Annotated in this window: 15 protein-coding genes; 6 read left to right on the top strand and 9 right to left on the bottom strand. The window is 65.7% G+C overall.

Annotated features, from left to right (window positions below; translation table 11 throughout):
- Nucleotide 1: 1 nt before the first annotated feature.
- From ligA to smc, 3 genes are all read right to left on the bottom strand, one after another.
- The gene (gene ligA / locus SA190iCDA_RS12600) at nucleotides 2-2,368 is read right to left on the bottom strand and encodes an NAD-dependent DNA ligase LigA (RefSeq protein ID WP_070888264.1); all 2,367 of its coding nucleotides are present in this window, start codon (nucleotides 2,366-2,368) and stop codon (nucleotides 2-4) included.
- A 99-nt stretch (nucleotides 2,369-2,467) separates the two neighbouring features.
- Complete coding sequence (gene zipA / locus SA190iCDA_RS12595) at nucleotides 2,468-3,295, bottom strand: cell division protein ZipA (RefSeq protein ID WP_070888265.1); 828 nt, start codon at nucleotides 3,293-3,295, stop codon at nucleotides 2,468-2,470.
- Between the two features lie 226 nt (nucleotides 3,296-3,521).
- A complete protein-coding gene (smc, locus tag SA190iCDA_RS12590; RefSeq protein WP_070888266.1) occupies nucleotides 3,522-7,010 on the bottom strand; it encodes a chromosome segregation protein SMC in 3,489 nt (1,162 codons plus the stop codon).
- A 252-nt stretch (nucleotides 7,011-7,262) separates the two neighbouring features.
- Here smc and SA190iCDA_RS12585 point away from each other — a divergent pair, with 252 nt between their 5' ends.
- Both SA190iCDA_RS12585 and guaD read left to right on the top strand, forming a co-directional pair.
- Complete coding sequence (locus SA190iCDA_RS12585; RefSeq protein WP_070888267.1) at nucleotides 7,263-8,492, top strand: MFS transporter; 1,230 nt, start codon at nucleotides 7,263-7,265, stop codon at nucleotides 8,490-8,492.
- Between the two features lie 167 nt (nucleotides 8,493-8,659).
- Nucleotides 8,660-9,967, top strand: coding sequence for a guanine deaminase (guaD, locus tag SA190iCDA_RS12580; RefSeq protein ID WP_070888268.1), 1,308 nt, complete (start codon nucleotides 8,660-8,662; stop codon nucleotides 9,965-9,967).
- Between the two features lie 191 nt (nucleotides 9,968-10,158).
- On the opposite strand, the gene SA190iCDA_RS12575 is transcribed toward guaD, so the two are convergent.
- The 5 genes from SA190iCDA_RS12575 to moaA form a co-directional block, all read right to left on the bottom strand.
- A complete protein-coding gene (locus SA190iCDA_RS12575) occupies nucleotides 10,159-10,941 on the bottom strand; it encodes an ABC transporter ATP-binding protein (RefSeq protein ID WP_070888269.1) in 783 nt (260 codons plus the stop codon).
- A complete protein-coding gene (locus SA190iCDA_RS12570; RefSeq protein WP_070888270.1) occupies nucleotides 10,938-12,020 on the bottom strand; it encodes a FecCD family ABC transporter permease in 1,083 nt (360 codons plus the stop codon). Before SA190iCDA_RS12570 ends, SA190iCDA_RS12575 begins: the two co-directional genes overlap by 4 nt.
- Nucleotides 12,013-13,158 carry an ABC transporter substrate-binding protein gene (locus tag SA190iCDA_RS12565; RefSeq protein ID WP_083329927.1) on the bottom strand — a complete coding sequence of 382 codons (1,146 nt, stop codon included), beginning with the start codon at nucleotides 13,156-13,158 and terminating at the stop codon, nucleotides 12,013-12,015. The genes SA190iCDA_RS12570 and SA190iCDA_RS12565 overlap by 8 nt, the downstream gene beginning before the upstream one ends.
- Before the next feature lie 180 nt (nucleotides 13,159-13,338).
- Nucleotides 13,339-13,788: a PA2169 family four-helix-bundle protein gene (locus tag SA190iCDA_RS12560; RefSeq protein ID WP_070888271.1), complete on the bottom strand. Its 450-nt coding sequence runs from the start codon at nucleotides 13,786-13,788 to the stop codon at nucleotides 13,339-13,341.
- A gap of 337 nt (nucleotides 13,789-14,125) precedes the next feature.
- Nucleotides 14,126-15,121 (bottom strand): GTP 3',8-cyclase MoaA, encoded by a 996-nt coding sequence (gene moaA, locus SA190iCDA_RS12555; protein ID WP_070888272.1) that lies wholly within the window; start codon nucleotides 15,119-15,121, stop codon nucleotides 14,126-14,128.
- A gap of 375 nt (nucleotides 15,122-15,496) precedes the next feature.
- On the opposite strand from moaA, the gene SA190iCDA_RS12550 reads away from it, so the two are divergent.
- Nucleotides 15,497-15,910, top strand: coding sequence for a CopD family protein (locus SA190iCDA_RS12550; RefSeq protein WP_070888273.1), 414 nt, complete (start codon nucleotides 15,497-15,499; stop codon nucleotides 15,908-15,910).
- 44 nt (nucleotides 15,911-15,954) lie between these two features.
- Here the strand turns inward: SA190iCDA_RS12550 and SA190iCDA_RS12545 are convergent, their stop codons facing one another.
- Complete coding sequence (locus SA190iCDA_RS12545; protein WP_070888274.1) at nucleotides 15,955-16,413, bottom strand: DUF2231 domain-containing protein; 459 nt, start codon at nucleotides 16,411-16,413, stop codon at nucleotides 15,955-15,957.
- A gap of 165 nt (nucleotides 16,414-16,578) precedes the next feature.
- On the opposite strand from SA190iCDA_RS12545, the gene coxB reads away from it, so the two are divergent.
- Genes coxB through SA190iCDA_RS12530 form a run of 3 tightly spaced genes read left to right on the top strand, consistent with a single transcriptional unit; the run spans nucleotide 16,579 to nucleotide 20,320 of the window.
- Entirely contained in the window at nucleotides 16,579-17,436 is an 858-nt protein-coding gene (coxB, locus tag SA190iCDA_RS12540; RefSeq protein WP_070888275.1) for a cytochrome c oxidase subunit II, read from the top strand.
- Entirely contained in the window at nucleotides 17,433-19,967 is a 2,535-nt protein-coding gene (gene ctaD, locus SA190iCDA_RS12535; RefSeq protein WP_070888276.1) for a cytochrome c oxidase subunit I, read from the top strand. The genes coxB and ctaD overlap by 4 nt, the downstream gene beginning before the upstream one ends.
- Nucleotides 19,967-20,320: a hypothetical protein gene (locus tag SA190iCDA_RS12530; RefSeq protein WP_070888277.1), complete on the top strand. Its 354-nt coding sequence runs from the start codon at nucleotides 19,967-19,969 to the stop codon at nucleotides 20,318-20,320. The genes ctaD and SA190iCDA_RS12530 overlap by 1 nt, the downstream gene beginning before the upstream one ends.
- The last annotated feature ends 34 nt before the right edge of the window (nucleotides 20,321-20,354 follow it).

Raw genomic sequence — 20,354 nt, 5'->3', positions numbered from 1 at the left:
CTCACTCAGCGGCAACACCGTAATCACCCAGCCTGGCGATAAAGGTCTGTTCATCGAGCACCGGGACGTTCAGCTCGGTGGCCCTGGCCAGTTTCGAACCCGCGCCGGGGCCGGCGACCACGCAGGTGGTTTTCGCCGACACAGAGCCAGCCACCTTGGCGCCCAGGCTTTCCAGTTTCTCTTTGGCGATGTCGCGGCTCATCACTTCCAGGCTGCCGGTCAGCACCCAGGTCTGGCCGGCCAGGGGCAGGCCTTCGACGACCTTCTTCTCGCTCTCCCAGTGCATGCCGAAATCACGCAGTTGCGCCTCGATGGCCCGTGCGCGATTGGAGTTCTCGACGTTGGCGAAAAACTCACGCACCGACTGCTTGGCTTTTTCGTTGAGGCCTTTCATGGCGCTGAGATCCAGCCAATCGGCGGTGATCACCGCTTCCAGCGTCTTGAAGCGCTCGGCCAGGTTCTTCGCCCCGGTGGCTGCCACGAAGGGAATGTTCAGCTTGTCGAGCAGCCCGCCGAGGGTAGTGCTGGCGGCGAACTCGGCCGCCAGTTCGCCTTGCTCCTGCAGTTCCAGCCCACGCTCGAGCAGGTGCTTGATCACCGTCTGGTTGTGGGCATCCTGGAAGAAGCTGTGGATCTCGTGGGCCACTTCCAGACCGATGTCCGGCAGGTAGGTCAGGACCTCGGGCAGCGCCTGGGTGACGCGCTCCAGCGAGCCCAGGGAGCGTGCCAGCACCTTGGCGGTTTCCTCGCCGACATCGGGAATCCCCAGGGCGTAGATGAAGCGCGCCAGGGCCGGGCGCTTGCTGTCGGCGATGGCGTCGAGCAGCTTGCGGCTGGACACCTCGGCAAAGCCTTCCAGGCCGACGATCTGCTCGAACGCCAGGGTGTAGAGGTCGGCCGGGGAGCCCACCAGGCCTTCGTCCACCAGTTGCTCGACGCTTTTCTCGCCGAGGCCCTCGATGTCCATGGCGCGGCGCGACACGAAATGGATGATCGCCTGCTTGAGCTGGGCGGCGCAGGCCAGGCGACCGGCGCAGCGATACACGGCGCCCTCGCTGACCGTTTCGCGGCCCTTGCTGCGCTTGATCAGCTGGGTGCGCTCGACCGCCGAGCCACAGACCGGGCATTGCTCCGGCACCGCGACCGGGCGCGCATTCTCGGGGCGCCGTTCGGTGACCACCTGCATCACCTGGGGAATCACGTCACCGGCGCGGCGGATGATCACCGTGTCGCCGATCATCACCCCCAGGCGCGCCACTTCATCCATGTTGTGCAGGGTCGCGTTGGCCACCGTCACGCCCGCCACCTTGACCGGTCTGAGGCGCGCCACCGGGGTCACCGCGCCAGTGCGGCCGACCTGGAATTCCACGTCGAGCAGCTCGGTCAGCTCCTCCATGGCCGGGAACTTGTGGGCGACGGCCCAGTGCGGCGTGCGCGCACGAAAGCCCAGCTGCTGCTGGTCCTCGATGTTGTTGACCTTGAACACCACGCCGTCGATGTCATAGGCCAGGCCCATGCGTCGTTCGCCGATATCGCGGTAATAGGCCAGGCACTCGTCCACGCCCTTGGCCAGTTTCAGCTCGGGGCTGATGGGGATACCCCAGGTCTTCAGGCGCTGCAGCATGCCGACCTGGGTTGGCGCCGGCTCGGCGCTGTGCTGGCCGAGGCCGTAGCAACAGAATTCCAGCGGGCGGCTGGCGGTGATTTTCGAGTCCAGCTGGCGCAGGCTGCCGGCCGCGGCGTTACGCGGGTTGGCGAAGGTCTTGCCGCCGATCTCGGCCTGGGCGGCGTTGAGGCGCTCGAAGCCGGCGCGGGACATGTACACTTCGCCACGCACCTCCAGCACCTCCGGCCAGCCGCTGCCCTGCAGCTTGAGCGGCACATTGCGGATGGTGCGCACGTTGACGCTGATGTCCTCGCCGGTGGTGCCATCGCCGCGGGTGGCGCCGCGCACCAGCTTGCCATCGCGGTACAGCAGGCTCACCGCCAGGCCGTCGAGCTTGGGCTCGCAACTGTATTCGACTTCGCCACCCGCGCCGAACAGGTCACCGCTGCGTAGCCCCAGCCCGCTCTGCACGTTGCGGTCGAAGGCCCGCAGGTCGTCCTCTTCGAAGGCGTTACCGAGGCTGAGCATCGGCACTTCGTGGCGCACCTCGCCAAAAGCGCTGAGCGCTTCGCCACCGACACGCTGGGTCGGCGAATCGGGCGTCACCAGTTCCGGGTGCTCGGCTTCCAGCGCCTGCAGCTCACGGAACAGGCGATCGTATTCGGCGTCGGGCACGCTCGGCTCGTCGAGCACGTAGTAGCGGTAGTTGTGCGCGTCCAGTTCGTGACGCAGTTCGAGGATACGTTGGGCGGAGTCTTTCATGTGGGTCGGTCTCGGCGGGCCACGGCCAGGGCATAGAAACGAAAAACCTCAAGCCAAGCGCTGGGCTTGTAGCTTGAGGCTCGTCGGTGCCACTTTCTTTCAGCGTTTTTGCGTCAACAGGCGGCGTTCGTATTCGACGATGCGCTGACGGTAATGTTCGATGGTTTGTGCGGTCAGCACGCTGCGCTGATCGTCCTTGAGTTCGCCGTTGAGCTCGTGGGCCAGCTTGCGCGCCGCCGCGACCATCACGTCGAAGGCCTGTTTGGGATGACGCGGGCCCGGCAAGCCGAGAAAGAAGCTCACCGCACGGGTGCTGAAGCCTTCGATGTCGTCCAGGTCGAAGGTGCCCGGTTTCAGGGCATTGGCCATGGAGAACAGCACTTCACCGTTACCGGCCATGCTCTCGTGGCGATGGAAGATGTCCATCTCGCCGAAACGCAGCCCGCTTTCCAGAATGTTCTGCAGCAGCGCCGGGCCCTTGAAGCCTTGTTCGTCGCGGGCGATGACGTTGATCACCAGCACTTCCTCGACCGGCGGCAGATCCTTGTCGCCCTGCTTGCTGGAGACGCTGTTGCGCGTATCGAGTTCGTCGTCCACCGGGCTGAGCAGGGTCGGCACCGGCTCGTCGGAGGTCAGGTCCAGGTCGCCCTGGCGTGGCTCACCGCGACGGCGGCCGTTGACGTCACGGGCGCTCATCGACGGCAGGTCGTCTTCGTCCAGCGAGGGTTCGTGGTTGCGCTCCACCACCCGGGGCGGGCTGAGCACGTCGGGGTCGCCCTCGTCATCGGGCAGGTTGGACAGGTTGCGGTCGAGCCGGAACTTGAGTTTGCCCTTGCCACCGCGCATCCGCCGCCAACCATCGAAAAGGATGCCGGCGATGACGATGATACCGATGATGATCAGCCACTCGCGTAGACCGAATTCCATGAAATGTCCTGACCCCTAAAGCAAAAAATTGATGAAAAAAGGCGTCCTGGCCCCTACTGATGACCTTGAAACGTGGCGCCAACTCCATGTTCTGACTGGCGTTTTCCCACGCGCAACAAAAGTGGGCGTTAAGCTAGCACGACGAAAGGCAACTTTACACCGGCAAAACGCTGTAAAACCGCCACTGCGGCCGGTTTTTACGCGACAAAACCCTTAGCTGGCCCTCTCAACTGTCCACCATCGCCAACGCCTCCTCGACATCCACCGCCACCAGGCGCGAACAACCGGGTTCGTGCATGGTCACGCCCATCAACTGGTCGGCCATTTCCATGGCGATCTTGTTGTGGGTGATGTAGATGAACTGCACGGTTGCCGACATCTCCTTGACCAGCCGCGCGTAACGCCCGACGTTGGCATCGTCCAGCGGTGCGTCCACCTCGTCGAGCATGCAGAACGGTGCCGGATTGAGCTGGAAGATGGAAAAAACCAGCGCCAGCGCCGTCAATGCCTTCTCGCCGCCGGACAGCAAATGGATGGTGCTGTTCTTCTTGCCCGGTGGACGCGCCATGATGGTCACCCCGGTATCGAGTAAATCTTCGCCGGTGAGTTCCAAATATGCGCTGCCACCGCCGAAAACTTTCGGGAAAAGCGCCTGCAGGCCGGCGTTGATCTGGTCGAAGGTTTCCTTGAAGCGGTTGCGGGTTTCCCGGTCGATCTTGCGGATGACGTTTTCCAGGGTGTCCAGCGCTTCGACCAGGTCGGCGTCCTGGGCATCCAGGTAACGCTTGCGCTCGGATTGCTGCTGGTATTCCTCGATGGCTGCCAGGTTGATGGCGCCGAGCCGCTGGATGCGCCCGGCCATCTGTTCCAGGGCCTGCTCCCAGGCCGCCTCGCTCGCCTCGTCAGGCAAGGTGGCGAGCACGCCGTGCAGGTCGTAGCCATCTTCCAGCAGTTGATCCTGCAGCGCCTTGCGACGCACGTTCAGCGACTGCCACTCCAGGCGCTGCTGCTCCAGCTGGCCGCGCAGCAGCTGCGCCTGCTGTTCGGCCTGGGTACGGCGCTTCTCGGCGTCGCGCAGTTCACGATCGGCGTCTTCCAGGGCCAGACGCGCCAGGCGCAGCTCCTCTTCGACGCCCATGCGCCGTTCGAGCAGTTCCTCGAGTTTCAGGCGCAGCTCTTCCAGCGGTGCGGCGCCCTCTTCCAGGTTCAGGTCGAGCTGCTCGCGCTTTTCCGTAAGGCGCTCGGATTGCAGTTCGAGACGTTCCAGGGCCTGGCGCGTGGAATCATGCTGGGCACGCAGCGAGCCCAGGCGCACGGCCAGCTGGTGGGCGTGATCCTTTTGCTGACGGGCTTCCTGGCGTACCCGGTCGAGGCGCTCGCGCAGGGCATCGCGGCTGGCCAGCAGGCTTTCGCGCTGCTCGGTGTCCAAGGCCATGCTGTCCAGCGCATCCTGCAGGTACAGGCGCGCCTCGCCCAGTTGCTCGGTTTCCATGGCGCGCTGCTCGGCCAGCTCCTGTTGTTCCGCCTCGATGCGCCGACGCCGCAGCAGCAACTGCTCGGCCTTGGCTTGCCCCGCCGAGAGGCGCGCCTTGAGCTCGCCCAGGCGGCGTGCCTGATCCTGCAACTGGCGACGCTGCTGCTCGCGCAGTTCTTCTTCCTGGCGCTGACGCTCGCGCAGGGCCTGCAGGCTTTCCTCAAGCAGTGCCAGCGCAGCCTCGCGCTCATCGCGCTCCAGGCCCAGGCTCTCCAGCTCCTGGGCGCGGGCCAGCACGCCGCTCTGCGCCTCGCTGGCACGCCGCACGCGCAGGAAATGCCGTCCGACCCAATAGCCATCACGGCTCACCAGGCTTTCACCAGGTGCCAGGGCGGCGCGTTCGGCCAGGGCCTGGTCGAGGTTCTCGACCGGGCGCACCTGGCCCAGCCAGGGCGCGAGATCCACGGGGGATTCGACCTTGTCCAGCAGGCTGCCGGCGATGCGCTGGCCGTCTGCGGTCGCCGACACCAGGCGCAGCTCGCCCTGCTCCAAGGCGGCGAAGTCCAGCCTGGTGAAATCATCCTGCAGCACGGCCTGCAAGTCGGCGCCAAGCACGGTTTCCACCGCCAGCTCCCAGCCGCTCTCTACCCGCAGGCCTTCGGCCAGGCGCGGGCGTTGCTCCAGGCCGTTGTCGCGCAGCCACTGCGCCGTGCCCTTGCCGGGGTCCAGTGCGGCCTGCTGCAAGGCTTCCAGGGAAGCGAGGCGGCCATTGAGACGCTGCAGCTCGCCCTGGGCCTGCTGCTGGGCCTGGCCGGTATGCTGCAGTTCGTCACGCAGTTGCTGCAGGCGCTCGGCCTGTTCGGCTTCCTGCTCCTGCAATTGTTCGAGGTCCAGCTCACCGCCGGCGATCTCCTCGCCCAGCTCGATGATCGCCGCATCTTCCGGGTCGGCGGCCAGTTGCTGCAGTTCATCGCCCAGGCGTCGCTGGCGTTCGGCAAGGCGCTCCAGGCTCTGCTCCAGCTGCTGGATGCGCGACTGCTGCACCTCGGCCTGGCGGCGTGGCTCGGCGCTGCGCTGGTTGAAGGCGTCCCACTGTTCCTGCCAGCCGTGCATGCCGGTCTCGGCTTCTTCCAGCGCGGCGGCGGATTCCTCGGCAGCTGCGGCGGTGATTTCCTGCTCCGGTTCGAGCATGGCCAGCTCTTCGCCGAGGGTGGCCAGCAGGGTGCGGTCGTGGCCCAGGTGCGATTCGGTTTCCAGGCGTGCGCGCTCGGCTTCGCGCAGGTCGTCCTGCAACTGGCGCAGGCGCTGCTGGCCATGCTGGATGCTCTGCTCGACCCGGGCGATATCGCCGCCCACCGAATAGAAGCGCCCCTGCACCAGGTTGAAACGCTCGGACAGCTCATGGTGGCCGTCACGCAACCGTTCGATGCTGGCATCGGCGTTGCGCTGCTCGGCCACAAGCGCCTCGAAGCTGACCTCCTGGTTGCCGATCACCGCCTCGCGCTGGCCGACCTGCTCGTTCAGGGTCTGCCAGCGCAGGGCGGTCAGTTGCGCCTTGAGCTGGCGCTCCTCGGCCTTGTATTCCTGGTACTTTTCGGCGGCCTGGGCCTGGCGGTGCAGGCGCTCGAGCTGGCGCTCCAGTTCTTCACGCAGGTCGCTCAGGCGCGCCAGGTTTTCCTGGGTGCGACGGATGCGGCTTTCCGTCTCGCGGCGGCGCTCCTTGTATTTGGAGATGCCGGCGGCCTCTTCGATGAAGTTGCGCAGCTCCTCGGGCTTGGCCTCGATCAGCTTGCTGATCATGCCCTGCTCGATGATCGAGTAACTGCGCGGACCCAGGCCGGTTCCCAGGAAGATATCGGTGATGTCGCGCCGGCGGCATTTCACGCCGTTGAGAAAATAGGTGTTCTGGCTGTCGCGGGTCACCCGACGGCGGATGGAGATTTCCGCGAAGGCCGCGTACTCGCCGGTCAGGGTGTTGTCGCTGTTGTCGAAGATCAGTTCGATACTGGCCTGGGTCACCGGCTTGCGGGTATTGGAGCCGTTGAAGATGACGTCGGTCATCGACTCGCCGCGCAGGTTCTTCGCCGAACTCTCGCCCATCACCCAGCGCACGGCATCGATGATGTTGGATTTGCCGCAGCCGTTGGGGCCGACCACCGCCGCCATGTTGCTGGGAAAGTTCACCGTGGTGGGGTCGACGAAGGACTTGAAGCCCGCCAGCTTGATGGATTTCAGGCGCATGGGCAGGCACCCGCCGAGACGGCAACCGGATTGGCAGGGAGGTCAGCGGCGCACGGCGTCATAAAGGTCCTTGAGGCGCGATGCTTGGGGAACGTGGGGCCTGGCCAATGGCCAGAGGGGCCGCGAGTTTAGCACAGCAGCGCCATGAAGCTGAGCAGCGCTTGTGCACATGGAACGCCGCCGCTTCGCTGGCATCCAATCGCCAGGCCAGCGCAATCGCCTGGCGCGTTTTCTTGCCGCCCGAGGTTCTCCATGCCGACGTACGCATGCGCCGCGAAACTGGATCGTCTGAATTTCTTTCTGGCTGATGTACGCGACGGGCTCGGCCCCTACCTGGCGATCTACCTGCTGTCGGTGCACAAGTGGCAGGCCGGCGATATCGGCCTGGTCATGGCCCTTGGCGGGCTGGCCGGGCTGGCGGCGCAGATTCCCGCTGGCGCCCTGGTGGACGGGGTGCGCGACAAGCGCCTGCTGATCGTCAGCGCCTCCATCCTCGTCACCCTCGCCTGCCTGGTCACCCTGTGGCAGGCGCAGTTCGCCTGGGTGGCGGTGAGCCAGATCGCCGCCGGCATGGCGTCCTCGGTGTTCGCCCCGGCGCTGGCCGGCATCACCCTGGGTATCGTCGGGCCGAAAGCCTTTACCCGACGTATCGCCCGCAACGAATCCTTCAACCACGCCGGCAACGCCACGGCGGCACTGCTGGCCGGGCTGTTCGCCTACCTCTGGGGCCCGGTAGCGGTGTTCTATCTGATGACCGCCATGGCCCTGCTGAGCCTGCTGTCGGCGCTGAGCATCCCGGCGCGCGCCATCGATGCCGACCAGGCCCGGGGCCGTGAACCCGGTATGGCGCTGACCCCGCTGCGGCAGTTGCTCACCCAGCCGCCGCTGGTGCTGCTGGCGCTGTGCTGTGCGCTGTTTCACCTGGCCAACGCGGCGATGTTGCCGCTGGTGGGGCAGAAACTGGCCTTGGCCAACCCTGAGCTGGCCACCACGCTGATCTCGGCCTGTATCGTCGCCGCCCAACTGGTGATGATTCCAGCGGCCATGCTGGTCGGTGCCCGCGCCGACCTGTGGGGGCGCAAACCGTTGCTGCTGGCCGGTTTTCTGATTCTGCCGATCCGTGGCGTGCTCTATACGCTCAGCGACGATCCGCTCTGGCTGGTCTCGGTGCAGCTGCTCGACGGCATCGGCGCCGGCCTGTTCGGTGCGTTGATCCCATTGATGGTGCGCGACCTGACCCACGGCAGCGGCCACTTCAACGTCAGCCTGGCCAGCGTCAGCCTGGTGTTCGGTATCGGGGCGGCGTTGAGCAACGGCCTGGCCGGATATGTCGCCGAGGCCAATGGTTACGACAGCGCCTTCCTGGTGCTTGCCGCCGTGGCCGGTTGTGCGGTGCTGCTGCTGTTGGGCATGCCGGAGACCCTGAAGGCCGATGCACCAACGGCCAGACTCGACGACGTAGCGCCTCGCCCCAGCATCTGACCATAAGGTCAACATTCGCCTCAGCGACGGCCATGGTTGTCGACACCGCGCTTGTCACGCAGAATCCCGGTTCACAGCTGCGAGCGCCCCTTGTCATGGCGCTCGCCCAGCGGGCATCGCCTTCCGCGAAGCCCAGCACCGCTCCAGCGGATTTCTATCGAGGCCCCATGTCCACTAGTTCCCACGCCTACCGCGGCGCCATTCTGCACAGCCTGGCCGACCCGGCCGAAGTCGGCATCGAGGCGTCCTACGCCTATTTCGAAGACGGCATTCTGCTGGTCGAGGACGGCAAGGTGCATGAAGTGGGCCCGGCTGCCGAGCTGCTGCCGCGGCTGTCCGGCGTCGCCCTGACCCACTACGAGAACGCGCTGATCACCCCTGGGTTTATCGACACCCACATCCACTTCCCGCAGACCGGCATGATCGGCGCCTATGGCGAGCAGTTGCTCGACTGGCTGAACACCTACACCTTCCCGACCGAGATGCGCTTCGCCGACAAGGCCCACGCCAGCGAAGTGGCCGAGGTATTCGTCAAGGAACTGCTGCGCAACGGCACCACCACTGCCCTGGTATTCGGCAGCGTGCACAAGCAATCGGTGGACGCCTTCTTCGAAGTGGCCAGGGCACTGAACCTGCGCATGATCGCCGGCAAGGTGCTGATGGACCGCAACGCCCCCGAGGCACTGACCGACACCGTCGAATCGGGCTACGCCGACAGCCGCGAGCTGATCGAGCGCTGGCACGGCAAGGGCCGCCTGCACTACGCGGTGACGCCGCGCTTCGCGCCGACCAGCACGCCGCAGCAACTGGCCATGGCCGGGCGCCTGCTGCGTGAATACCCCGATCTGTACCTGCACACGCACCTGTCGGAAAACCGCCAGGAAATCGAGTGGGTCAAGGCATTGTTCCCGGACAACAGCGGCTACCTGGATGTCTACGACCAGCACCAGCTGACCGGCCCACGCTCGGTGTTCGCCCACGCGGTGCACCTGTGCGACGCCGAATGCCAGCGCCTGGCGGAAACCGGCTCGGCGGTGGCCTTCTGCCCGACCTCCAACCTGTTTCTCGGCAGCGGCCTGTTCGATCTCAAGCGCATGGAGCAGCACAAGGTACGCGTCGGTCTGGGCACCGATATCGGCGCCGGCACCAGCTTCTCGCAGCTGCGTTCGTTGAGTGAGGCGTACAAGATCATGCAGCTGCAGGGGCAGAAGCTCGACCCGTTCAAGTCCCTGTACCTGGCCACCCTGGGCAGCGCCCGGGCGCTGTATCTGGACGAGCGCATCGGCAACTTCGCGGCCGGCAAGGACGCGGATTTCGTGGTGCTCGATTACCAGGCCACGCCGCTGATCGACTACCGCCTGCGGCAGAGCGGCAACCTGGCCGAACGGCTGTTCGCGCTGATTACCCTGGGTGATGATCGGATGGTCAGAGAGACCTTTGCTGCGGGGAACAGCGTGCATCGGCGGGATGGCTGAGCCGCAGATTGCGAGAAAGCTGCAGCCTCACATCGAGGGTGGACTTCGGCTGATTACCCGGCATGTGAGAATGTGGGAGCGGGCCATGCCCGCGACAGCTTCGCGGGCATGGACTAGGCGTCCCCGCCCGCTCCCACAGGTGTTAGTCGGCTACCTGTAGCTCGGGTTGAGCGCCGCTATACCCTGGAGCTTTACGCGCCGATCACCGACACCGGATAGATCGCGGTATAGGCGCCCTCGTCCACGCTCAGCGTTCGGCAATCCACACCGTACACCTGCGCCAGATGCTCGGGGGTGAGCATCTCTTCCACAGTGCCGCAGCCATGCACGCGCCCCTGGCTGATCATCAGCGCATCGTCGGCGTAACGGCTGGCCAGGTTCATGTCGTGGAAGATCGCCAGGGTGACGATATTCTCGCGCCTTGTATAAGCGCTGACCGCCTCGAGCATGTGCAACTGGTTGGCCAGGTCCAGCGCCGAGGTCGGCTCGTCGAGCAGCAGCAGGCGCGGGCTGCGCACCAGCGCCAGGGCGAGGGAAATCATCTGCCGCTCACCGCCGGACAACTGCCCGGGCTGCTGTTCGGCGAAACGCTGCAGGCCCAGCAGGTCGAGCACGTCGCTGGCGCGGCGCTGGCTGTCGCGCTGGGTCGCCCAGCCCCGGGCACCGCCATGCTGCGCCAGCAAGAGCAGCTCGTAGGTCGACAGGCGCACATCGAGGTGGGTCAGATCCTGGGCCACGTAGCCGATCAGCCGCGCCCGCAACGCCGGCTCCAGGCCGATCAGCTGGGTGCCGTCGATGGTCGCCGAGCCCTCGGCGCGCAGCAGGCCGCACAGGCCTTTCATGAAGGTCGACTTGCCCGCGCCGTTGGCGCCGAGCAGGGCCAGGGTGCGCCCCGCTTCGGCACGCACGGCGAAGTCGCGGATGATCGGCCGGCCGCCGATGGAAACGCGGTAATCCTGGGTGAGGAAACTCATCGAGAGGTCAGCCTCCGGTCACGCAGGATCAGGATGATGAAGAACGGCAGGCCGATCAGCGAGGTGACCATGCCAATCGGCAGCACCGCGCCCGGCACGATCAGCTTGCTGGCCAGGGACGCCAGGGTGACGAAGATGATGCCGCAGGCCAGGGTCACGCCGATGGTGAAACGCTGATCCTCACCAACCAGCAGGCGCGCCACATGGGGTGCGACCAGGCCGACGAAGCCGATGATGCCGACCACCGAGGTCACCGCACCGGCGAGCAGCGCGGCCAGCACCAGCATGCTGGTGCGCACGCGCTTGACGCGGATGCCGAACACCACCGCCTGCTCGCCGAAACTGCGCAGCGCGGTCAGTGCCCAGGCCTGCAGCAGCACCAGCGGCACCGCCACCAGGGCGATGACGGCGCACAGCCCGACCTTGCTCCAGGTCACGTGGAGCAGCGAGCCCATCAGCCAGAACACGATGCTCTGCAGCTGATCGACGCTGGACACGTACTGCACCAGGCCGAGCAACGAGCTGAACACGAAATGCACGGCGATACCCAGCAGGGTGATGGCCTGCAGGCCGATCTGCCCGCGGGTCAGCAGCAGGATCACGCCGACGGTGAGCAGCGAGAACAGGAAGGCGTTGGCCGTCACCAGCATCTCAGCGCCAAAACCCGGCAGCCACTGCGCCAGGGACAGGTTGAAGGTCAGCGCCAGCGCGGCGCCGAAGCCCGCCGCCGAGGAAATGCCCAGAGTGAAGGGTTCGGCCAGCGGGTTGTCGAGCACCGTCTGCATGATCAGCCCAGCCAGCGCCAGGCAGGTGCCGGCCAGCACCGCCATCAGCGTCATCGGCATGCGCAGCTCCCAGAGGATCACCCGTGTGGAGGCATCTACCCGATCCGGGGTGAACAGCCCCTGCAGCGCATCGGCAAAACTCAGGGTCCCCGAGCCCACCACCAGATCGGCGATGAACGCGATCAAGGCCACCAGCACCAGCCCGGCCAGCAGCAGGCAGCGATGCCAGACCGTGCGCGCATAGCGTTGCTGGTAGCCCTCGGCCGGGGCTGCGCCTAGCGCGGACTCACTCATTGGCAGGCGCCTGGCCGAACAGAATCGCCGGCACGTCGCCGAGACCGGTCATGCCCAGCAGCGCGCGGGTACTGGCGGCATGATCCAGGCCAGTGGCGGCTTGCGGATAAAAGGCCTGGGCCAGGTACTCGACCGCCAGAATGTTCCAGGCGCTGGCATAGAACTGGTGATACACGCCATACACGCGACCCTGTTGCACGGCACTCAGCTGCGCCATGCCGGGACGCTGCAACAGTTGCTGCATGGCCTTGTCTATGGCCGCCTGCTGCACCCTGGGGCCGAAGCCGAAGGGTGGCGAAATCGAGGCACTGCCCGGGAACTGGGTGCCGCTCATCAGGTAGACGTCGGGTTTCCGGCTGATCACCGTTTCCAGGGTCACGTCGCCCGTGGCGCCAGGCAGCAGCCGGCTGCCGAGGTTATCGCCGCCGGCCGCCTGCACCAGCTTGCCCCAGTACACGTCGCCGTGGGTGAAGCAGCAGCTGGTGGCACCGCCCTGCCCGGCCTTGGCCTCGACGAACACCAGCGGGCGCTTGCCCTGCTCGGCGACCCCCTTGTCGACCTTCGCCAGGCGCACCTTGTAGAAATCCAGGTACTCCCTGGCGCGGGCCTCGCGGTTGAGCACCTTGCCGAGCAGCGCCACGCTCTGCTGGCCGTTGGGCACCGGGTCCAGGTCGCTGTCGACATAGATCGCCGGAATGTTCAGCGCCGCCAGCTTGCGCTCGACGCCTGCACCTTCCAGGGATCTGCGCGCACGCAGCTGGAATACCAGCAGGTCGGGTTTGCCGGCAACCACGGCTTCGAGGTTCATGTCGCCCTCGTCGCCGAATTGCATGTCGATGGCCTGCCCGGAACTCTCCGGCCAGCGCTTCTGGAAGGCCTGCCAGGTATTGGGATCGGAGCGCTTGATGATGTTGTTCCATACCGTGATGCGCTTGAACGGGTCATCACGGTCCAGCAACGCCAGGGCGAACAGGTCGCGCCCATCCTGGAGCACGATGCGTTGGGGCTCGTGCTCAAGGGTCACCTGGCGGCCGGCCAGGTCGGTGACGGTGAGCGGATAGTCGGTGGCCTGGGCAGCGACGCTGCAGACCAGACACAGGGCCGCCATGGGGCGAGCCAGGAACACGGGGATGGTCATGGAGGGAAGAACCTTTACTGCACGGCGAGCCGGCGACGAGCGCCAGCAGAAAAAACGGAAACATAGGGTAACAAACGCTCGCCCAAACGTCAGTAAGAACTATTCTCGATGACCATCACCGCTGCCATTGCAGGCACAAAAAAGGATGCCCGCGGGCATCCTTTTTTCAATCAGCGTCGATCAGTTGGCGCGGGCGGAATCACGCAGTGCCTTGACCTGATCATGGTTGCGCTGTACGCCTTGCATCTGCTTTTCCAGAACAACGCGAACGTTGCTTGGCAGGTCTTTCTGCAGGGCTTCACGATAGGCCTTGAGGGCGACGTCTTCACCGCGCTCGCACTCATTGAGGATGGCCTCTTCGCTCTTGCCGGTCAGCAGCGATTTCAGGTCGACCCAGCCACGGTGCAGGGCACCGGAAACGCTGGAGCTGGTTTCCGGGTCGCCGCCCAGGCCACGTACCAGTTGCTGCAGCTCGGCTGCGGCGCTGGCGCAGTCCTGCGAACGCTGAACGAAGAAGGTTTTGAGGCGCGGCTCTTTCACGTCTTCGGCACACTCGCTGAAGCCTTTCTCGCCGTCTTTGCTGGTTTCGATCAGGTCGTTCAGTACCGAAATAACGTCTTTGTTATCCACTTTGAATCTCCTCGTCGCTTCAGAAAATAGCCCTGTATGGGCCGCTCCCTTAAGTTGAGTGAGCGCCTGTCGCGGAGGTTCAGGGAAATTCCGGCGAGCCAGCTAAACGGCGATCAGCCGGCTGTGGGCAAAGGCCCGCACCGCCTGGGCGCGAACCGCTCGTCTGGATAGCAAAAACGACCAGAATCTGTGCAAAGTCTTGCGAGCTAGAGAACTGCGAGGCGAAAGCAAGCGAGAACCGGTCGGAGTCGCGGGCGACTTCGCGAGCTGTAAATGAGCAGGCCGAGCTTGCTTTCAACGAAGCAGGGCCGACGCGCAGCTGACTGTGGATAGATTCTCAGCCGCCGGTCATGCTCATGAAACGTATGACCTGCACCTGCTCGTCGGTCTCGAAGTGATGGCGCTCGGGCTTGAGCTGCAGCGCACCGACCAAGGCCTCGCGCAGGCGCTCGCTGTCGCACGGATGGGCACGCATCAGGCTGCGCAGATCCAGTGCGTTGTCATGTCCCAGACAGAGCACCAGCTTGCCTTCGGCGGTGACGCGCACTCGGTTGCAGTCGCCGCAGAAGTTGTTGCTGTGCGGCGAGATGAAACCCACGCGGGTGTCGCTGCCGCTGACCTGCCAGTAACGCGACGGCCCGCCGGTGACATGGCTGCTGCGCACCAGCGCATGACGTTGCTCGATGCGCTGGCGCACCACGTCGCTGGAGCAGAAGGTCTGCTCGCGCTGGTGGCTGACCACGCTGCCAAGCGGCATCTCTTCGATGAAACTGATGTCCAGGCCCCGGGCCATGGCGTACTCGACCAGACCCAGCACTTCGTCGTCGTTGCGACCGGTCTGCACCACGCTGTTGAGTTTGATGCGCCGGAAGCCCGCCGCAGCTGCTGCGTCGATGCCGGCGAGCACCTGGTCGAGCATGTCGCGGCGGGTGAACGCGGCAAAGCGCTCGCGTTGCAGCGAATCGAGGCTGACGTTCAGGCGGGTGACGCCAGCGGCGCGCAGGTCGTTCGCCATATGCGCTAGCTGCGAACCATTGGTGGTGATCGACAGGTCTTCGAGTTCACTGCGTTCGCCCAGGCGACGCAGCAGGCTGAGCAGATTCTTGCGCACCAGCGGTTCGCCGCCGGTGATGCGAATGCGTTTGACGCCCAACCCGATAAACGCATCGGCGACGTTGTACAGCTCTTCGAGGCTGAGGATCTGCGAACGGGGCGCGAAGACCATGTCCTCGCTCATGCAGTATGTGCAGCGGAAGTCACAGCGATCGGTCACTGACAGTCGCAGGTAGGTAATGCGCCGGCCGAAGGGATCGACCAACTGCGTCGTGTGCATCTATCCGATCTCCCGGCCTTGCGGCCAGCTGGAAGTGGCTGCCGCCAGCGCGACAGTGGGCAGCCCGATTGGCTGCGAAGTGGCGCCAAGTTTACCACGCCTGCCAGGGCGCCGCGCCCGTCACGGGGTCACACCCTGTCGGGTCGCACCACCATGCCCACACATTCAGTGACACAACCGCGGATACCTTCAGGACCGGCGCAGCGCCCTTACGCTGCATGTGGCAGCGGCGCCAGGCCAGGCAGAATGCGGCCTGCAAGGGTCGAGTGAAGGCTGCGGTGGCCGCCTGGTGAGAGCGGCGAAAAGGTCGAACCGGGTTTCGCCGGCCAGGGTCACACAGGCAGACCTCAGGACGACTGGCAATGGAGGGCGCCGATGCCACTGCTGAAACTGCTGCACTTCACCGCACTGTTCGCCTGGTGCGGCACCCTGCTCTACCTGCCTGCGCTGATCGCAGCCAACTGCCGCACGGCCTACAGCGTGGAGCGCCCCGGCCATCCGGTACTCAACCGCACGATCTTCACCCTGGTGGCCACGCCTGCCGCGCTGATCGCCATCGGCAGCGGCACCGCCCTGTTCCTGCGTGACGGCACCTTTGGCATCTGGCTGGTGGCCAAGCTCACCACCGTGGCAGTGATGGTCATCTGCCACGCGCTGTGCGGCCTGCTGATCCTGCAGTGCGAACGCCAGCCACGTCCTGCCCTGACCGTCGCCTGCGCGGCGCTGGGCGGCATCACCTTCGGCATGATTGCCGCCACCCTGTGGCTGGTGATCGCCAAACCTTTCTGACCAGGAGCTACCCACCCATGAATGCAGGCGGGCCCAAGCCGGATCTACTCGACGTCGACACCCACGGCATGCTCATAGACCAGGCGCCCGCCCAGGTACGCGGCGATGGCGATCAGCCCGGCGGTGAACAACGACAGATAGAACGCCCAGATTTCGAACCCCTCCTCGCCGTGGCGGTAGCGCAGCATCCAGTTGAGCGACGCCAGGGACAGCATCATCACGGCGATGATGGCGTGGCACCAGGCGCTGATCTTCTGGCGAATGCGCTTGACGGTCAGCAGGTCGATCAGCCCGGCGATGCTGGCAATCCAGCCGCCGACCGCGCCGACGCCGGCCAGCCACAGGCTGGCGCGCACCCAGAATGGGTCGGTGGTCCAGAAGTAGGCGAAATCGGTGGCCACCAGGCCCAGCAGCGCGGCGACCGGAAAGTGGATCATCATCGGGTGCAGCGGGTGCCCGGCGATGGCCGCGCGACTGATGATGGACTCTTGTTGCTCAGCCATGGCGGCCTCCCTGTCGATTCGAGAAAAGGCCGTGCTTGCGCGACCCTACTCAAGTTGACCGCAGTCGCCGCAGCAGTTCCGATTATCTCCGCGTGCAGTGGTGACCAATCAATTCTGGCCCCTGCCGGCCCAGCGGCGCGGGACATCGCCCTGCTGTGGTGGGCCATGTGCGGCTTCTTCACCCTGGTGCTGGTGGTGGTCAGCGCCCTGTGGATCTACGCCCTGTGGCGTAAACCGCGCGAGTATTCGCTCGAGGAGGCCCGGCGCATCCAGCGGCGCTGGCTGATCGGCGGCGGCATCCTGCTGCCCTCGGTGACCATCGTACTGCTGCTGGCCTTCGGCATTCCGGTGGGCCAGCGCATGATGCAGCTGCCGATCCTCGGCGAGCGGCCGTTGCAGATCGAGGTGATCGGCCACCAGTGGTGGTGGGAGGTGCGCTACCCGGACAGTGGCGTGGTGACCGCCAACCAGCTGCACCTGCCGGCCGGCCGGCCGGTGGACATCGCGGTCAGCAGCGCCGACGTGATCCACTCCTTCTGGGTGCCCCGCCTGGGCGGCAAGATCGACATGATTCCCGGCCGCGAGAACCGCATCCGCCTGCAGGCCGACGAGCCCGGCACCTTTCGCGGCCAGTGCACCGAGTTCTGCGGCACCCAGCACAGCCATATGGTGCTCGACGTGCAGGCGCACAGCGAAGACGACTTCGCTGCCTGGATCGACGCCCGCCGCGAGCCCCGGGTCGACGCGCTGCAAGGCCCGGCCGCCGACACCTTTCTCGCCCACTGCGGCATGTGCCACCGGGTGGCCGGCGTCAGCGCCGGCAATCGCGCCCCGGACCTTACCGACCTGGCCAGCCGCCGCCACCTCGGCGGTGGCCTGCTGGCCAACGAATCCGGCGCCACGCTGACCTGGCTCCGCGAGCACGGACGCCTGAAACCGGGCACCGGTATGCCGCTGACCGACGACCTCGATGCCGAGCACCTGCAGGCCATCGCCACCTGGCTGGAGGGCCTCGAACCATGAATGACACACGCCAGGAACAGTGCCGCGAAACCGCCGAGGCCGATGCCCTGCACGACCAGTTCGACGACGTCTGGGGCAACCCGCGCGGCTGGCGGGCGCTGACCATCGTCAATCACACCACCCTGGGCCTGCGCTTCATGGTCACCGGGCTGTGCTTCTTCGTTTTCGGCATCCTGCTGGCCATGCTGATCCGTACCCAGCTGGCGCTGCCGGGCAATGCCTTCATGGGCCCGGAGGTGTTCAACCAGGTGTTCACCATGCACGGCACGGTGATGATGTTCCTGTTCGCCGTTCCGATGATGGAAGGCCTGGCGGTCTACCTGATTCCCAAGATGCTTGGCGCCCGCGACCTGGTGTTCCCGCGCCTGTCGGCCCTCGGCTACTGGTGCTACCTGTTCGGCGGGCTGATCATCTGCTCCAGCCTGCTGTTCGGTGTGGCGCCCAATGCCGGCTGGTTCATGTACACGCCGCTGTCCAGCGCGGCGCATTCGCCGGGCCTCAACGCCGACTTCTGGCTCTTGGGCATCACCTTCGTGGAAATCTCCGCGGTGTCGGCCGGGGTCGAGCTTGTAGTGTCGATCCTGCGCACCCGCGCCGAGGGCATGGCGCTGAACAGGATGCCGATCTACGCCTGGTACATCCTCACCATGGCGATGATGATCGTCATCGGCTTCCCGCCGCTGATCCTCGGCAGCATCCTGCTGGAACTGGAACGCGCCGCCGGCCTGCCGTTCTTCGAGGTGGCGCGCGGCGGTGATCCGCTGCTCTGGCAGCACCTGTTCTGGCTGTTCGGCCATCCCGAGGTGTACATCATCTTCCTGCCGGCGGCCGGTATCGTTTCCACCCTGCTGCCGGTGTTCTGCGGCCGCCCGCTGGTGGGCTACCGCGCCGTGGTGCTGGGCGTGCTGAGCACCGGTTTCATCAGTTTCGGCCTGTGGGTGCACCATATGTTCACGGTGGGCATCCCGCAGCTGGCCCAGGCGTTCTTTTCCGCCGCGAGCATGCTGGTAGCGATTCCCACGGCGATTCAGGTGTTCTCCTGGATCGCCACGCTGTGGCTCGGCAAACCGCGTTACAACGTACCGATGCTGTGGCTGGTGGGCTTCCTGATCATCTTCGTGTGCGGCGGGCTGACCGGGGTGATGTTGGCCCTGGTGCCGTTCGACTGGCAGGTCCACGACACCCAGTTCGTGGTCGCTCATTTTCACTACGTGCTGATCGGCGGCATGCTGTTTCCGCTGATCGCCGGGCTGTATTACTGGCTGCCGCACTTCTCCGGGCGCATGGCCTCCGAACGCCTCGGCAAATGGGGCTTCTGGCTGGTGTTCATCGGTTTCAACATGACCTTCCTGATCATGCACTGGACCGGCCTCTTGGGCATGCCGCGGCGGGTATATACCTATGAAACGGGTCTGGGCTGGGACATGCCCAACCTGGTCTCGTCCATCGGCAGCTTCATCATGGTGATCGGTATCGCCACCCTGCTGCTGGATCTGGTGCTGCATTACCGCTACGGCAAGCCCGCCGGCAACAACCCCTGGCAGGCCGACACCCTGGAATGGGCCACCAGCCTGCCGCCCAACCCCTACAACTTCGTCAGCCTGGCCAAGGTCACCGACCGCCACCCGCTGTGGCGCGACCCGGACCTGGGCGAAAGCATGGCCCGCGGCGAGCACGCCCTGACGGTGATCGACCACGGCCGCCGGGAAACCTGGGGGGTCGATCCGCTGACCGGCAAGGTGCGGGAGATCGTCCACCTGCCCGGCAACAGCTGGCTGCCATTTATCGCCGCCTGCTTCATCGCCATGCTGTGCCTGAGCCTGCTGGCCAAGACCTACCTGCTGGCGCTGTTCGCCTGTTGTGCCGCGATCGTGGTGCTGCTGCGCTGGAGCTGGGAGAACGGCGCCCACCCCAAGGCCGCGCCGGATGCCCGTACCCAACCCCATGAGCCGCCGCTGCATTCGCGCACCTGTGATGGCCCTGGCCTGTGGGGCATGGGCGTGACCTTGCTGTCCAACGGCGCGCTGTACCTGTCGCTGCTGTTCGGCTGGTTCTACCTGTGGACGGTGGCGCCGAACTGGCAGGTGCCGGACGCACCGGTGATCAACCACTGGTTGCTGCTGGCCGCCGCTCTGCTACTCAGCCTGGCGACCCCCTGGCACCGCCGCGTACTGGCACGGCTGCGCCTGGGCGACGCCCGCGGGCTACTCGCCTGCCAGCTCGGCCTGGCCGCGATTGGCCTGGTGCAGGGCGCTCTGCTGCTGGTCGCGCTGCTCAGCGAAACGCTGGAGCCGACCGCCCGCGCCCACGATGCGGTGATCTTCGTGATGCTCGCCTACAGCCTTGGCCATGCCCTGCTCGCCAGCATCCTCAGCATGCTGCAGGCATTGCGCGTACGTATCGGCTATGTCGGCGCCGATTCGCCCTACGAGCCGCTGGTGGTCGCCCAGCTGTGGGCCTACAACCTCGGTGTGCTGTGGGTCAGCTACTTTGCCATCGCCCTCTTCCCACCTGCTTTCGGAGGCGCCTGATGCGAAGCCTGCGCTCGGTCTACAACCCGGTTCATATCGCCACCGGCCTGAGCATCTGGAGCCTGTGGTTCGTTGCCTTGTACGGTGGCCAGGGGGTCGGTTGCTCGGTGGCCCCGCCGCCGCTGGAAGACGGCCCCTGGACCTGGCTCAACCTGTCATTGGGCCTGCTGTCGCTGCTCACCGCCGGCCTGTTGCTGGGCCTGGCGCGGCTGTTCCAGCAGGCCGCCAAGCGCCCGCACTGCAGTGAACGCGAGCGCTTCTTGGCCAGTGTCTCGGCGGCTGGGCACCTGATCGGCGCCATCGCCGTGGTGTTCATCGCCCTGCCGATCATGGCCCTGCCGCCCTGTGCCTGAGCAGGCACGGGAAACCTGCTGAAACAGCTGCAAC

This window comes from Pseudomonas argentinensis (assembly GCF_001839655.2).
Classification (GTDB): Bacteria; Pseudomonadota; Gammaproteobacteria; order Pseudomonadales; family Pseudomonadaceae; genus Aquipseudomonas; species Aquipseudomonas argentinensis_B.
Note: the sequence above shows the minus strand (reverse complement) of the source record. Positions and strands in the feature narration are given on the sequence as shown.